The organism is Nonomuraea sp. NPDC005650 (genome assembly GCF_040605375.1).
GTDB lineage: Bacteria > Actinomycetota > Actinomycetes > Streptosporangiales > Streptosporangiaceae > Nonomuraea.
Genome location: NZ_JBEXCR010000061.1, coordinates 1 through 13,809, shown reverse-complemented (window position 1 = coordinate 13,809; position 13,809 = coordinate 1). Strand labels below are relative to the sequence as shown.

Below are 13,809 nucleotides of genomic sequence, written 5' to 3'. Positions count from 1 at the left end.
CTCGCTCACCTGAGGTCGATCACTTCTCCGGCCGTGCGCGTGCGCCGGCGCGCGATGCGGCCGTCGTCCACGATCTCCCCGTCGAACAGCGACACCAGCCGGTCGGCCAGGCTCGCCACGCGCGCGTCGTGGGTGACCATCACGATCGTCTGGCCCTCCTTGTGGACGTCGCTGAGCAGGCGGAGCACGTCTCGGGTGTTGCGGCTGTCGAGGTTGCCGGTGGGCTCGTCGGCCAGCAGCACGCTGGGCTGGTTGGCCAGCGCCCTGGCCAGCGCGACCCGCTGCTGCTCGCCCCCGGAGAGCTGGGCGGGCGAGGCCTCGGACCGGTCGGTGAGGTTGAGCGCGCCGAGCAGGCTCTCCCTGCGCTCGCGGGCCACCTTGGGCGAGGCCCCGGCCAGCAGCGCGGGCAGCTCGACGTTGTCGCCCACGGTCATGTTGGCGACGAGGTTGAAGAACTGGAAGACGAACCCGACCTTCTTGCGCCGCAGCAGCGCCCACGCGCTCTCCGAGAGCGTGTCGACGCGCTTGCCGTCGAGCCAGATCTCGCCGCTCGTCCTGGTGTCGAGCCCGCCCAGCATGTGGACGAGCGTGGACTTGCCGGAGCCGGACGGACCCATGATCGCGACGAACTCGCCCGGCTCGACCTGCAGGTCCACGCCGCGCACGGCAGGCACGGGCACCGCGCCATCCTGGTAGATTTTGACCAGATTGACCGTTTTCACAACCGCGCTCATGCCAGATCCTCCTGGCAACGCTCCAACCAGTCAAGATCTGCCTGCAGGTGGAGCATGGCGCCCTCGATGAGGAGTATCGCCACCCGATCGGTCGGCGCGGTGCGGGCCAGGAGGTCGTTGAGATCGCCCATGAGCGACAGGTAGTGGCGGCGCTGGCGACTGATCAGCGCCATCCGGTCGGCGATGCCGGTGAGCGGGGCCAGCACCAGCTTCATGAAGAACTCGTCGCGCACCCTGGGGCCCTCTGTGGGCTCGTCAACCCAGAGAGTGAGCACGTCACGGCCCTTGGCAGTGAGATAGTAGACCTTCTTGTTGGGCCGGTTGGACTGCTCCACGTCCACCGCCCGGACCAGGCCGTCCTTCTCCAGCCGGCCGAGCGTGACATAGATCTGGCCGATGTTGGGCGACGGATAGGCGCTGCCGAACGTCTGCTCCAGCGCCTGTTTGAGCTCGTAGCCATGGGCCGGCTCTTTAGCCAGGAGCGCCAGCAGATGAAGCCGCACCGCCCCACCTCCCCACCGTGTTACGAACGCGTTACGCAGTTAGCCGTTGACCTACAGATTACAGGTGTGCATAACATGAATGCATCTACCTAACACGTATGTAATTGGCTCTGAACGTGGAGGAAACGGAGTGCGCTCGCTCACGCTCTACCTGGTCGTCCTCCTGGCGGCGACCGGATGCGTGTCCGCGAGCAACAAGGGCGGCGGCGAAACGGGTACGGGCGGCACAGGCCCCATCACCTTCGCCACCGGTCGCGACACCACGGCGTACCTGCAACCCCTGCTGGACCGCTGGAACCAGGCCCACCCGGCCGAGAAGGTGACGCTGCTGGAGCTGCCCGAGGCCGCCGACGAGCAGCGTGCTCAGATGGTGGCCAACCTCCAGGCCAAGAGCAACCGGTACGACGTGCTTGGGCTCGACGTGGTGTGGACCGCCGAGTTCGCGGAGAACGGCTGGATCATCCCCCTGGAGCGCGGGTTGTTCCCGCTCGACAGGTTCCTGCCGCCGGTCGTGGAGACGGCGATCTACAAGGACAGGCTCTGGGCCGTCCCGTACACGAGCAACGCAGGGTTGCTCTACTACCGGACCGACCTGGTCAAGAAGCCGCCGCGGACGTGGGCCGAGCTACGCGACCAATCCCGACAAATCACCGAAAAGCACAATATTGGAGGTTATGCCGGGCAGTTCCTGGCATACGAAGGGCTCACCGTCAACTTCTCGGAGGCACTGCAGTCCGCCGGCGGGCAGATCGTCAGCAAGGACGGCACTGAGGTGACCCTCGATCCCGCCAAGACGCGCATCGCCATCGACTTCCTGCTTCAGGGCCTGCGCGAGGGCTGGATCCCCAAGGAGTCGCTGAGCTACAAGGAGGAGGAGACGCGCCTGGCCTTCCAGGAGGGCCGGCTGGCCTTCGCCCGCAACTGGCCGCACGGCTACGGCCCCGCCAGGGCGAAGCTGGGCGACAAGCTGGGGGTGACCCGGCTGCCCGGGCCCAACGGCCCCGGGTCCAGCACGCTGGGCGGCGCCAACCTGGCCATCAGCGCGTACTCCAAGCATCAGCGCACGGCGCAGGAGTTCATCCGCTACTTCACGAGCCTGGAGAACGAGCGCCGCGTCCTGACCGAGGGCTCCTTTCCACCCGTGTGGACCGAGCTCTACGACGACCCCGTCCTGATCAAGCGCTTCCCCTACCTGCCCGTGCTCAAGGAGAGCATCCTCGCCGCGAAGGCACGGCCGGTGAGCGCCAACTACAACCAGCTGAGCCTGGTGATCGCCAGTACGGTCGCCAAGGCGCTCGGCAACCCCACCACCGAGTCCGCGGACGACGCCGCGGTCTCGATGAAGTCAGAACTAGAAGAGATCATCAGAACTCAGTGAGGCAGCCATGCGTAACGCCAGAGCAGCAGCAATCCTGGCCGGGCTCGCGGTAGCCGTCGCCGCCTGCGGCAACGCCCCTACCACCACCTCTCCGTCCGCCGACGCGTCGGGCTCCGCGTCGGCCCCCGCCGCCGGCGCCAAGACGCTGCAGGGCGTGAAGCTCGAGGTCGCCGCCAAGTGGACCGGCGACGAGCAGAAGAACTTCCAGCAGGTGCTCAAGGCCTTCACCGAGAAGACCGGCGCCGAGGTCACGTACGCCTCCACCGGTGAGGACACCGGCGCCTACCTCGGCCCGCGCATCCAGGGCAAGAACCCGCCGGACGTCGCGATCCTGCCGCAGCCGGGCCTGGTGCAGCAGTACGCCGACCAGAACGCGCTCATCCCGCTGACCGACGACGTCGTCAAGGAGGTGGACACCAACTACACCCCGTACTGGAAGGAGCTCGGCTCCGCCAGCGGCAAGGTGTACGGCGTGCTCATCAAGGCGGCGCACAAGTCGCTGGTCTGGTACCGGGCGCAGGCGTACGACGACGCGGGCGTGCAGCCGGCCACCACCTGGGACGAGCTGGTCAAGAACGCGCAGACCATCGCCGACTCCGGCACCGCGCCGTTCTCGTTCTGCGGCGCGTCCGGCTGGACGCTGACGGACCTCTTCGAGAACGTCTACCTGTCCTCCGCCGGGCCGGAGAACTACGACAAGCTCTCCAAGCACGAGATCCCGTGGACGGACCCGACCGTGACCACCGCGCTGGAGAAGATCGCGCAGATCACGGGCAAGAAGGAGTTCGTGCTCGACGGCAACGCCGGCTCCCTGCAGACCGACTTCCCCGGCTGCGTGACCAAGGTCTACGGCGACAAGAAGGCCGCCATGGTCATCGAGGCCGACTTCGTGGCCGTCTCCGCGGTGCAGTCGAAGGCCAAGGTGGGCGAGGAGGCCAAGTACTTCCCGTTCCCCAAGGCCGGTGACACGGCCCCCGTCGTCCTGGGCGGCGACGTCGCGGTCGCGATGAAGGACTCCCCCGGCGCGATGGCGCTGCTGCAGTTCCTGGCCTCCAAGGAAGGCGGCGAGATCTGGGCCAAGCTGCCCGGCTACCTGTCGCCCAACAAGAACGTCTCCCCCGACAACTACCCCGACGAGCTGACCAAGCAGCTCGGCCAGACGATCGTCTCGGCCGGCGACGCCGTCCGCTACGACATGTCCGACCTGGCGCCGAGCGCGTTCGGCGGCACCGACGGCAAGGGCGAGTGGAAGGCGCTGCAGGACTTCCTGCGCAACCCGAGCGACATCAAGGGCACCCAGGAAACACTCGAAGCCGAGGCCAAGAAGGCCTGGAAGAAGTAAAGAGGTAAGGCCGTGACCGAACGGTTGGACGGCCCGCAGGTCTCGTCCGCGGACACCGCGGACGAGCCCTCCACCGGACCGGCTGAAACCCCCCGTACGCAACGACGCATCGGCCCCTCGCCGGCGGTCGCCATCGCCTTCCTCCTCCCGGCAGCGGTGCTGCTGGGCATCTGGGTGGTCTATCCGATCGTCTACTCCATCTTCCGGAGCCTGTTCGACTCGGCGGGCACCGGATTCGTGGGGCTGGGCAACTACGCCACGATCTTCACCGACTCCAGCATGCTCACCACGATCCGCAACAACCTCATCTGGGTCGTTGTCGGACCGATCGTGGTGACCACGCTGGGCCTGATCTTCGCGGTGCTGACCGAGCGGATCAGATGGTCGACGGCGTTCAAGCTGATCGTGTTCATGCCCATGGCGGTCTCCCTGATGGCGGCGGGCGTGATCTTCCGCCTCGTCTACGAGCAGGACCCCGCCAAGGGCGTGGCCAACGCCGTGCTCACCACCGTGCACGACACGTTCTCCTCCTCGCAGGGCTACCCGGAGGCGCGGGCCCGCGAGGGCGACCAGTCGCCGGTCGCCGCCGACGGCGGCGCGGTCGTCACCAAGCAGCCCGCCCAGGCGGGTCAGCCGGTGCTGATCCCGATCGTGGGCGTCAAGCCGAACGTCATGCCGGGCAACGCCCAGACCGCCAAGGCCCCCGCGGGCGGCGACGGCGTCTCGGGGACCGTGTGGTTCGACTTCACGCCAGGAGGCGGCGGCAAGAACGGCGAGATAGACGCCTCGGAGAAGGGCCTGCCGGGCATGACGGTCGAGGCGGTACAGAACGGCCAGGTCGCCGCGACCGCCACGACCGCCACCGACGGCTCGTTCCGCTTCGAGGGCCTGCCCGCGGGCTCCTACGTCGTACGACTACCGCAGTCGAACTTCCAGGCCGCCTACAGCGGACTGAGCTGGCTCGGCCCGACACTCATCACCCCGGCGATCATCGGCGCGTTCGTCTGGGTGTGGGCCGGTTTCGCCATGGTGCTGATCGCGGCGGGCCTCGCGGCGATCCCGCGTGACGCGCTGGAGGCGGCCCGCATCGACGGCGCCACGGAGTGGCAGGTGTTCCGCAAGATCACCGTGCCGCTGCTGTCGCCGGTGCTGCTCGTCGTCTTCGTGACGATGATCATCAATACGCTGAAGGTGTTCGACCTGGTCTTCATCATCGCTCCGGCCTCGGTCCAACCCCAGGCGAACGTGATCGCGCTGGAGATGTGGCGCGTGGCGTTCGGCGGCGGGAACAACCAGGGTCTGGGCAGTGCGCTGGCCGTCTTCCTGCTCATTCTGGTCCTCCCCTTCATGATCATGAACATCCGCCGGTTCAGGAGGGACGAGTCATGACCGAATGGAGTGAGCATGGGAGTCCGGTCATGAGACCGGCGAAGGAGGGGTCATGACCACGGCAACCGCGACCGCGCCCTCGGGGCTGGAGACGGGGGCGCCGCGCAGGAGCACGGTGAGCAAGATCGTGGACCGGATCGGCGGCGGCGCCGTCCAGGTGGTCATGATCGTGCTGGGCCTGTTCTGGCTGGTCCCGACGCTGGGCCTGCTGGTCGTCTCGATGCGTACGACGGACATCAACAACTCCGAGGGCTGGTGGACGATCTTCACCAAGCCCGCAGAGCTGACCCTCGCGAACTACCGGGACCTGCTGGCCAGCGGCTTCACCGCGTCCTTCTGGAACACCGTGCTGATCACGGTGCCGACCACGGTCCTGGTGATCGGCATCGCGGCCATGGCCGCCTACGCGTTCGCGTGGATGGAGTTCCCCGGGCGTGACCTGGGCTTCCTCATCGTGGTCGGGCTGCTGATCGTGCCCATCCAGATCGCGCTGATCCCCGTCGCGTCCTTCTACGGAGGCATCGGGATCTTCGGCTCGATCCCGGGCGTGGTGCTGTTCCACACCGCGTTCGGCCTGCCGTTCGCGATCTTCCTGCTCCGCAACTTCTTCGTCGGCATCCCGTCCTCGCTGCTGGAGGCGGCGCGGATGGACGGCGCGCCCGAGTGGAAGATCTTCGTGTCGGTGGTGTTCCCGCTGGGCAAGCCCGCCATCGCCTCGCTGGGCATCTTCCAGTTCCTTTGGGTCTGGAACGACATGCTCATCGCGCTGGTCTTCGCCGACACCGACAACCAGCCGATGACCAAGGCCCTGCAGTCTCAGATGCGGCAGTTCGGATCGAACGTGGACATCCTCTCGTCCGGCGCGTTCCTGTCGCTGCTCATCCCGCTGATCCTGTTCTTCGCGTTCCAGCGGTACTTCGTCCAGGGCATGATGGCCGGCTCCGTCAAGTGATCAAGGGTGCCCGCGCGGACAGCGCGGGCATCCTTGATCATTCTGGTACGGCTTGAACCGGCGTTTGGGCAGCAAGCCGTACCAGACCTAGATAAGCTCAACGGCCATGACCGGTCGTCCACTGCACGAAGTCGTCGAAGCCGGATGGGCCCGAGCGCTCGAGCCCGTCTCCGAGCAGATCTCCCTGATGGGCGAGTTCCTGCGCAAGGAAATCGCCGAAGGCAGGCAGTATCTGCCTGCGGGCGCGCACGTGCTGCGTGCCTTCAACCAGCCCTTCGACGACGTCAAGGTGCTGATCGTGGGTCAGGACCCCTACCCCACGCCCGGTCACCCGGTCGGGCTGTCGTTCTCGGTGGCGCCCGACGTGCGGCCGCTGCCCGGCAGCCTGCTCAACATCTACAAGGAGATGGAGACCGACCTCGGCCTCCCCCGCCCCGCCAACGGCGACCTGACCCCGTGGGCCGAGCAGGGCGTCCTGCTGCTCAACAGGGTCCTCACCGTGATGCCCGGCAAGCCCGCCTCCCACCGGGGCAAGGGCTGGGAGCAGGTCACCGAGCAGGCCATCCACGCCCTCGTGGCGCGCAACAAGCCGATGGTCGCCATCCTCTGGGGCCGCGACGCCCGCAACCTGGCCCCGATGCTCGGCGACGTGCCCCGCATCGAGTCCGCCCACCCCTCCCCCCTCTCCGCGCGCAGCGGCTTCTTCGGCTCGCGCCCGTTCAGCCGGGCCAACGAGCTGCTGGAACAGCAAGGCGCGGCACCCGTCGAGTGGAAGCTGCCCTAGAGTCGTCGCCATGAGTGATGAACCGAAGTTCCTGCGCCTCACGGTCGAGCTGACCGTCGAGGTGCTCGATGTGGACGCGTTGCAGGCGGCGGCGCTGGCCGAGATCAGGCACCCGGACGCCGACCTCACCGCCGAGGAGCGCACCGAGCAGGCCGAGCTGGTCAGCTCCGACGAGACGGGCGCCTCGGCGCTGCAGTGGCTCATCGAGCCTGACCACGTGCTGCAGCTCGTCGACCACATCAACGAGATCGAGCCGCGCGAGGCCGTCCTCGGGGTGGAGCCCTCCGAAGGCCCCAGCGAGGACGAGGACGAAGAGGAGCACGACCACGACCACGACCACGCGTGACGCGTGGTCGAAGCACGGCGGTTGGCCACGGCGTTCGCGTCGTGGCTTTTCGCTTTCTGGCGGCTCGCCAAGGTCGTGGCTCTCGTTTTCCGGCGGCTCGCTAGGGTCGGGGCTCTCGCTTTCCGGCGGCTCGCTAAGATCGGGACCCTCCGGCAAGCCGCAAGGAGGCACGCAGTGATCGTCGCATTCTCCATCACCCCGCTGGGCGTCGGCGAAGGAGTCGCCGAGCCCGTCGCCCGCGCCGTCAAGGTGGTCCGCGACAGCGGCCTGCCCAACCGGACGGACGCCATGTTCACCACGATCGAGGGCGAGTGGGACGAGGTCATGGACGTGGTCAAGCGCGCCGTGGACGCGGTGGCGGAGGTCGCGCCCCGGGTCAGCCTGGTGCTCAAGGCCGACCTCCGGCAGGGGGTCACCGACGGGATGACCAGCAAACTCGAATCCCTGGAACGCCATCTCTCCGAGTAGCCGACACCACCGGGCCCGCGGAATTTTCCAACCTTGGACCCTTCGGCGAAGTTGTTTCCATGCATGGACCGTTATGAGGGGTTCCCCGAGTTCGTACGGGCGCGCCAGCAATCGCTGATGCGGACGGCGTACCTGCTCACCGGGAACGCCCACCTCGCCGAGGACCTGTTGCAGACGGTCCTCACCCGCGTCGCCTCCCACTGGATGAAGCTCGCCAAAGGCGGCAACCCCGAGGCGTACGCGCGCAAAGCCCTGGTGAACCAGACCATCTCCTGGCGCAAGCGGAAGCGGATCGAGCTTCCCGAGGCCGAGGTGCCGGAGCTCGCGGCGTCCGGGCAGCCGCACGACGAGGCGACCGTGCGCCGGCTCGCCCTGCTCCAGGCGCTGGTGCGGCTCACGCCGAAGCAGCGGGCGGTGATCGTGCTGCGCTTCTACGAGGACCGCACCGAGCACGAGACCGCGCAGCTCATGGGCGTCTCGATCGGCACCGTCAAGAGCCAGACGCATTACGCGCTGTCCAAACTGCGCGCGCTCATCCCTCAGGAGGTGTACCGGTGAACCCGCTGCGCGAAGACCTGCACGCGCTGGCCGAACAGGCGCCCGCCGTCGATCTGGCGGCCCTGGCGGTACGGGGCGCCCGCCGCCGGCGCACGACCCGCCTGGCCGTCGCCATCGCCGCGGCGACCTGCCTCATCGCGGGCGGCGGCACCGTACTGTTCCAGCAGCTGCTCCCCAAGCCCCCCGTCGTGCTCACACCGCCGCAGACGACGGCCCCGCCGCTGCCCGCGGAAGGGGTCGGACCGGTCGAGCAGGCGTACCGGCAGAATTGCCGCACCACCGCGTGCACGAAGCCGGCCTGGCGCATTGTGACCCGCGACGGCGACACCTACGAGCTGGCCCCGTCCAGGGAGACCGGCCCGCTGGAGGTCACGGCGGACGGCCGCCGGCTCGCCTACTACAACTCGAAACAGCGCACGATCGTGGTGCGCGACCTGGCGAGCGGCAGGACCTGGAAGTCCCCGCTGACGCAGCCCGCGAAAGACTTCTCGACCGAGTACGCCCTGCGGCTGTCACCCAACGGGCTGCGGTTCATCGTGTCGGGCTGGGGCGGGTCGCGAGAGCCCAACAAACTGGTGGACGTGGAGCGGGGCACGGTGTCCGACCTCCCGCGGGGATGGTGGCCCGTGAGTGTGTCCGACGGATCCGGCCCCGTCGTCCTCACCAAAGCGCACGACAAGACCAGCCAGGTGTGGATGCTCGGCCACGACCCGATCACCATCCCGGACTTCACGTACGCGTACAGCGCCCTCGCCCCCGACGGCCGAACCCTCGCCCGACTGGGCCAGACCGTCGAGGCGAACCGCAGTCCGATGGTGCAGCCGGACGGTTCGATCGTCCTGTTCGACGCGGCGCGGGGCGGCAAGGAGACGCGCATCCCGCTGTCCGGCATCCCGGCCGAACTCCAGCCCGCACGACTCGGCAGCTGGCTGAACGCCACCGAGGTCACCGTGGTGGCCGCCCCCGGGTCACCACGCGGACCCGCGTCGATCGTCTATGCGGTGGACGTACGAACCGGCAAGAGCCGGGAACTGTTCGCCCTACGCCAGCACGGCACGTACCTGATCCCCGGCCTGGTCGACTGACAAGGAGCCAAGTGCCCGCCCTCCCCAAGCGCGGGCACACCCCCTCCCACCCACCCTCACCCCGGTTGTCACCTCCATCCCCACCCCCACCCTCAACGCGATATGTCTTGACTGCCTCTCCAGACGCGACATATCGTGTCCCTCAATGCCAACGCGATACTACGCGTTCCCGGAGGTGGACAAGCATGGAACAAGAGCAAGTACACGAACAAGAGCGGGTGCCCGTCCTCGTGGTGGGCGGTGGGTACGCAGGGCTGAGCGCGGCAACGCTCCTGGCCTGGCGCGACGTACCCGTCATGCTGGTGGAGAGGCATCCGAGCACCTCGATCCAACCCAAGGCGTTCGGCGTCGGCCCGCGAGCCGTCGAGCTGCTGCGCCCCGTACCCGGCATCGAGCAGGAGCTCCGCGAGACCTGGTCAGGCATCGGGGACGACATGCGCATCGCGATCGCCAAGAGCTTGGCCGACCCGAACCCCCAGATGCTCTTCAGCAATGAGCGCGAGGCGATGTCCTTCCTGACCGACATCACCCCGGCGGCGCAGGTGGGGGCGCCTCAGGCCGTGATCGAACGGCTGCTGCGGTCCACAGCCGAGGAGCTGGGCGCCGACCTGCGTTTCTCCACCGAGCTGGTCTCACTGGAGCAGGACGAGGACGGCGTGACCGCGCTGATCCGCGACGCCGACGGCGACCGCCTCGTGCGCGCCGACTACGTGGTGGCCGCCGACGGCTACCGGAGCCCGCTCCGCCGCCTCCTGAACGTCCCCACGTCGGGCAAGGGCGAGCTGGGCCGGATGTGCTCGATCATGTTCGACGCCGACCTGAGCGGAATGGTACGCGAACGCGAGGTCACCCTCTGGTACCTGCAGAACGACACCTTCACCGGCGTGATCGTGACCGGCACCGGCGTGGGGGCGCACGTGCTCGGCGTCAACTACTCCGACGGCCAGACCGATGCCGACTTCACCGAAGAACACTGCATAGACCTCGTACGCATCGCGATCGACCAACCCGACCTGAACGTTCGGTTGCTGGACAAGGCATCGTTCGCCCTGGCACACGTGGTGGCCGACACGTACCGCGCGGGCCGGGTGTTCTTCGCCGGGGACGCGGCCCACACCATGCCGCCCACCGGCGGGCAGGGCGGCAGCACCGCGCTCCAGGACGGATGCGATCTCGCCTGGCGTCTCTGGCTCGTCGTCACGGGCCAGGCGGGCCCCGACTTCCTCGACACGTACGACGCCGAACGCCGCCCGATCGGCATGCTGACGGCCGACGCCCAACTCGCCAACCTCGGCATACGCATGCCTCCAGCGGCCCGCGTCGGCTACCCGGAGCCCCTCGAGGATTTCATGAGCGTCATCATCGGATACCGCTACCACTCCACCGCCATCCTGGACGAACCCGACGACGACGGCTCCATCCTGGAGGACCCACGCGTACCGAACGGCCGCCCCGGCAGCCGCGCCCCACACGTGGTGCTCGACTGGGAAGGCCAGCGCATCTCGACCATCGACCTCTTCGGCTCCGGCTTCGTACTTCTGGCCGACAGGCAGGGCGGCCATGCCTGGATGGACGCCGGACGCCTGGTCAAGGAGCGCCTCGGCATCCAGCTCACGCGGTTGGTGGTGGACGAGGAACTGAAGGACGTGGAGGGGCACTTCCGGGAGCGGTACGGCGTCAGCGGGGGCGGCGCCGTCCTGGTCCGCCCTGACGGCTACGTGGCTTGGCGCTCCCCCGGCCCTACCCCAAACCCAGCAACCACCCTCCAACAGATCATGACCCAACTCCTCAACCGCTAACAAACCCAGCGACCATCTCAGAGCAAACCCACCCCCTCCCCAACCCTCAACCCACCGCACCGCCCCGGCCCAACCCTCAACCCCCACCGCACCGCACCGCACCGCCCCAACCCCAACGCCCACGCCCACGCCCACGCCCACGCCGAAAGCTGCACCCGCCCACAGCCCAGCCCCAACCCACCAAAGCCGCACCCGCCCACAGCCCAGCTACAACCCACCAGAGCTGTACCGCCCGCAGCCAAGCCGCAACCCACCAGAGCCGCCGCCTCCCAAAGTGGCCAGCCACCGCAACCCGCACCCAGCCCCATCTCCACCCCGAAACCGGATTTCTGCCCCACCCCCACCTCCAGCACCGGGCCCCTGGTCGGCCAGAGGCCCGACCATCGCCCCATCGGACTTGGGCGCCGGCCCAACCGATCTCGGACGGAGCGAGCCGAGCAGCCCCGACTCAGCCGAGTAGCACTTCCTCGCGCCGAGCCCGCAGCCCGTCACGCAGCCGCTCCAACTCCCGGCAACGATCCTCGAGTTGCTCCACCACTTCGCGGACACCGCCCATCCCCTGCACGCCGCCATCCGCCATCATGCCGAGCGCCTCCACCTGCCGGGCGAACTCATCCACCGTCCCCTGGCCGCTCAGGACCGCGAGCCCTGCCGTCCTGGCGCGTTCACGAGCAGGCAACTCCACATCCAGCTCGGCCAGCAACCGCCCGATCTCCAGCAGCTCGGCACCCCGAGGATCGGCCGAAACGGCCAGTCTCCGCTCTTCACGTGCCAGCAACTCCTCGTAGAGCTCCCGCGCCGGCCCCACCTCGGCCAGGTCCCGTTCCACTGCCGCGAGCACGGTCAGGTACGCTCCCAGCTTCGCCTCCGCGACAGCTACCTGCTCCTGATCCCACACCTCGACCGCATCGAGCTCATGCCGGGTCTCTCTCGTGAGGGCGGTGACAGCCGCGTGGCGCTCGCTCAGCCCCTCCCAGCGACGCGCCCGCTGACGCGCCATACGCAGATCTTCATCGATCATCTCAAACGGGATCACGTCACTTGGACGGCCGAATACCTCGATTCGGTTCAGGATAACTATGCATATTTCCCAACAAATACGGTCAAAACGGGCATCGTAACCAAGGTCGGGGTCCCTAGTGGAAGCCTGAATCCTGGGTGGGAGCCACGCAGGTCCATGGCAGACCGAGGTCAGTGGCGGCCATAGTCCGTGGGGAGCCATGGGCCATGGCGGGCCCGAGGTCCGTAACGGAGCCAAGGACCGTAGCGGACCCGAGGTCCATAACGGGGTGAGGGTCCGTGACGGACCCGAGGACCGTAGCCGGGCCGAGGACCAGGGCGAGGCCGAGGTCTGTGGTGGTGAGGCTGAGGTCTGCGGCGGGGGGCTGAGGTCTGCAGTGAGGCTGAGGTCTGCGGTGAGGGACCAAGCCTGCGCCGGGGCCAAAGTCCGCCCCAGCGCTGGCGACTGGCGCCGGTGTCGGCGTCCGTGTAGTCGGCGTCCGTGCATGCGTCAGCGCTCGGGCGATGAACGATCTACCGGATTCGTCCGCAGCGCTCCGGCTTCAGGCCGAGGGTGAAACGGACCCATCCCGCGTAGCGGGGCAAGAACAGCCGATTCGCCCCTGAGGCGAAACGGCGTCCACCCGGCTCAGACCGGCCGGTTCTGCTGCTCGATGGACTGGCGGACGACGGTCAGCGGCGTCCCGCCACAACCCCCCGGCGACGTACGAACCGGAAGGTCAAGGACTTCGCCTGAAGCGCAGCGTGGAGAACTGGTCGTTCCGGACTAGGCAAAGCAGCGACCCTACTTTCGAAAGCACTATGGAAAGCTTCGGTGACGCTAGGTAATATGTGCGGTGGGTGATGACCATGTGACAGAAGGTGCGTAATGGCGATCCGCCGCTCCACCACCAACAATCAGGACCTGCCGCCGGTGGCGCAACCGCGGCTCGCCGCCACCCCGGCCCAGGACCCTGGCCTGGACAAGCGGCGGTTCGGGCACCGCGCCCGGCTCGCGCTGACACCCGCCCAGGCCCGCCTCATCGACGACCAGGCGCACGCGGCCCGGGCGCTGTGGAATCTGCTGCACGACTGGTGGACGATGCTGGCCAGACACCAGCGCACGCTGGGCGCGGCAGACGCTGCGATCCGGCAGGCTCGCCAGGACATCGATTGGCTCGCCGTGCTGCCCGCCCAGGCCGCCCAAGCCGTCCTCAAAACGTACTTCCAGGCGTGGAAGAACTGCTGGCAGGGCCGGGCCGAGGCGCCGACCTTCAAGGCCCGCTTGCGATCGGTGATGGCAGTGGACATCCCACAGGGCCGGGACCTGCAGGTCACGCGGGCGCACCGCCGCTGGGGCATGGTCAATATTCCCAAGGTCGGCCGGGTCCGGTTCCGCTGGACCAAGGACCTGCCCGTCGGCAAGACAGTCGATGCCGGCAACCGGATCACCGGTGCCCGGCTGGTCAAGG

13 protein-coding genes and 1 pseudogene are annotated in these 13,809 nt (G+C 68.1%); 11 read left to right on the top strand and 3 right to left on the bottom strand.

Features of this window, described 5'->3' with window-relative positions:
- Nucleotides 1-5: 5 nt before the first annotated feature.
- Both ABZS69_RS59095 and ABZS69_RS59090 read right to left on the bottom strand, forming a co-directional pair.
- Nucleotides 6-734: an ABC transporter ATP-binding protein gene (locus tag ABZS69_RS59095; RefSeq protein WP_355391195.1), complete on the bottom strand. Its 729-nt coding sequence runs from the start codon at nucleotides 732-734 to the stop codon at nucleotides 6-8.
- Nucleotides 731-1,237 (bottom strand): PadR family transcriptional regulator, encoded by a 507-nt coding sequence (locus ABZS69_RS59090; protein ID WP_350729978.1) that lies wholly within the window; start codon nucleotides 1,235-1,237, stop codon nucleotides 731-733. The genes ABZS69_RS59095 and ABZS69_RS59090 overlap by 4 nt, the downstream gene beginning before the upstream one ends.
- 130 nt (nucleotides 1,238-1,367) lie before the next feature.
- On the opposite strand from ABZS69_RS59090, the gene ABZS69_RS59085 reads away from it, so the two are divergent.
- From ABZS69_RS59085 to ABZS69_RS59040, 10 genes are all read left to right on the top strand, one after another.
- Nucleotides 1,368-2,615 carry an ABC transporter substrate-binding protein gene (locus tag ABZS69_RS59085; RefSeq protein ID WP_355391192.1) on the top strand — a complete coding sequence of 416 codons (1,248 nt, stop codon included), beginning with the start codon at nucleotides 1,368-1,370 and terminating at the stop codon, nucleotides 2,613-2,615.
- A 7-nt stretch (nucleotides 2,616-2,622) separates the two neighbouring features.
- On the top strand, nucleotides 2,623-3,957 hold the full coding sequence (locus ABZS69_RS59080) for an ABC transporter substrate-binding protein (protein WP_355391190.1): 1,335 nt from the start codon (nucleotides 2,623-2,625) through the stop codon (nucleotides 3,955-3,957).
- A gap of 12 nt (nucleotides 3,958-3,969) precedes the next feature.
- Complete coding sequence (locus ABZS69_RS59075) at nucleotides 3,970-5,346, top strand: ABC transporter permease subunit (RefSeq protein WP_355391187.1); 1,377 nt, start codon at nucleotides 3,970-3,972, stop codon at nucleotides 5,344-5,346.
- Between the two features lie 52 nt (nucleotides 5,347-5,398).
- Nucleotides 5,399-6,298 (top strand): carbohydrate ABC transporter permease, encoded by a 900-nt coding sequence (locus ABZS69_RS59070; protein ID WP_355391184.1) that lies wholly within the window; start codon nucleotides 5,399-5,401, stop codon nucleotides 6,296-6,298.
- A 106-nt stretch (nucleotides 6,299-6,404) separates the two neighbouring features.
- Nucleotides 6,405-7,082: a uracil-DNA glycosylase gene (locus tag ABZS69_RS59065; RefSeq protein WP_355391180.1), complete on the top strand. Its 678-nt coding sequence runs from the start codon at nucleotides 6,405-6,407 to the stop codon at nucleotides 7,080-7,082.
- Nucleotides 7,083-7,092: 10 nt separating this feature from the next.
- Nucleotides 7,093-7,428: a hypothetical protein gene (locus ABZS69_RS59060; RefSeq protein ID WP_355391177.1), complete on the top strand. Its 336-nt coding sequence runs from the start codon at nucleotides 7,093-7,095 to the stop codon at nucleotides 7,426-7,428.
- A 174-nt stretch (nucleotides 7,429-7,602) separates the two neighbouring features.
- The gene (locus ABZS69_RS59055; protein ID WP_192790536.1) at nucleotides 7,603-7,896 is read left to right on the top strand and encodes an MTH1187 family thiamine-binding protein; all 294 of its coding nucleotides are present in this window, start codon (nucleotides 7,603-7,605) and stop codon (nucleotides 7,894-7,896) included.
- Between the two features lie 63 nt (nucleotides 7,897-7,959).
- Nucleotides 7,960-8,454, top strand: coding sequence for a SigE family RNA polymerase sigma factor (locus tag ABZS69_RS59050; protein ID WP_355391174.1), 495 nt, complete (start codon nucleotides 7,960-7,962; stop codon nucleotides 8,452-8,454).
- On the top strand, nucleotides 8,451-9,539 hold the full coding sequence (locus ABZS69_RS59045) for a hypothetical protein (protein WP_355391171.1): 1,089 nt from the start codon (nucleotides 8,451-8,453) through the stop codon (nucleotides 9,537-9,539). Before ABZS69_RS59050 ends, ABZS69_RS59045 begins: the two co-directional genes overlap by 4 nt.
- A gap of 185 nt (nucleotides 9,540-9,724) precedes the next feature.
- Nucleotides 9,725-11,338, top strand: coding sequence for an FAD-dependent monooxygenase (locus tag ABZS69_RS59040; protein ID WP_355391168.1), 1,614 nt, complete (start codon nucleotides 9,725-9,727; stop codon nucleotides 11,336-11,338).
- A gap of 448 nt (nucleotides 11,339-11,786) precedes the next feature.
- Here the strand turns inward: ABZS69_RS59040 and ABZS69_RS59035 are convergent, their stop codons facing one another.
- Nucleotides 11,787-12,359 (bottom strand): hypothetical protein, encoded by a 573-nt coding sequence (locus tag ABZS69_RS59035; RefSeq protein ID WP_355391165.1) that lies wholly within the window; start codon nucleotides 12,357-12,359, stop codon nucleotides 11,787-11,789.
- 867 nt (nucleotides 12,360-13,226) lie between these two features.
- Between ABZS69_RS59035 and ABZS69_RS59030 the strand changes: the two are divergent.
- Nucleotides 13,227-13,809, top strand: a pseudogene (locus tag ABZS69_RS59030) (hypothetical protein); the annotation flags it as partial.

Coding starts and splice junctions, on each gene's coding strand:
- ABZS69_RS59095 (WP_355391195.1), bottom strand. CDS start 734: ATGAGCGCGGTTGTGAAAACGGTCAATCTGGTCAAAATCTACCAGGAT.
- ABZS69_RS59080 (WP_355391190.1), top strand. CDS start 2,623: ATGCGTAACGCCAGAGCAGCAGCAATCCTGGCCGGGCTCGCGGTAGCC.
- ABZS69_RS59070 (WP_355391184.1), top strand. CDS start 5,399: ATGACCACGGCAACCGCGACCGCGCCCTCGGGGCTGGAGACGGGGGCG.
- ABZS69_RS59065 (WP_355391180.1), top strand. CDS start 6,405: ATGACCGGTCGTCCACTGCACGAAGTCGTCGAAGCCGGATGGGCCCGA.
- ABZS69_RS59060 (WP_355391177.1), top strand. CDS start 7,093: ATGAGTGATGAACCGAAGTTCCTGCGCCTCACGGTCGAGCTGACCGTC.
- ABZS69_RS59050 (WP_355391174.1), top strand. CDS start 7,960: ATGGACCGTTATGAGGGGTTCCCCGAGTTCGTACGGGCGCGCCAGCAA.
- ABZS69_RS59040 (WP_355391168.1), top strand. CDS start 9,725: ATGGAACAAGAGCAAGTACACGAACAAGAGCGGGTGCCCGTCCTCGTG.
- ABZS69_RS59035 (WP_355391165.1), bottom strand. CDS start 12,359: ATGATCGATGAAGATCTGCGTATGGCGCGTCAGCGGGCGCGTCGCTGG.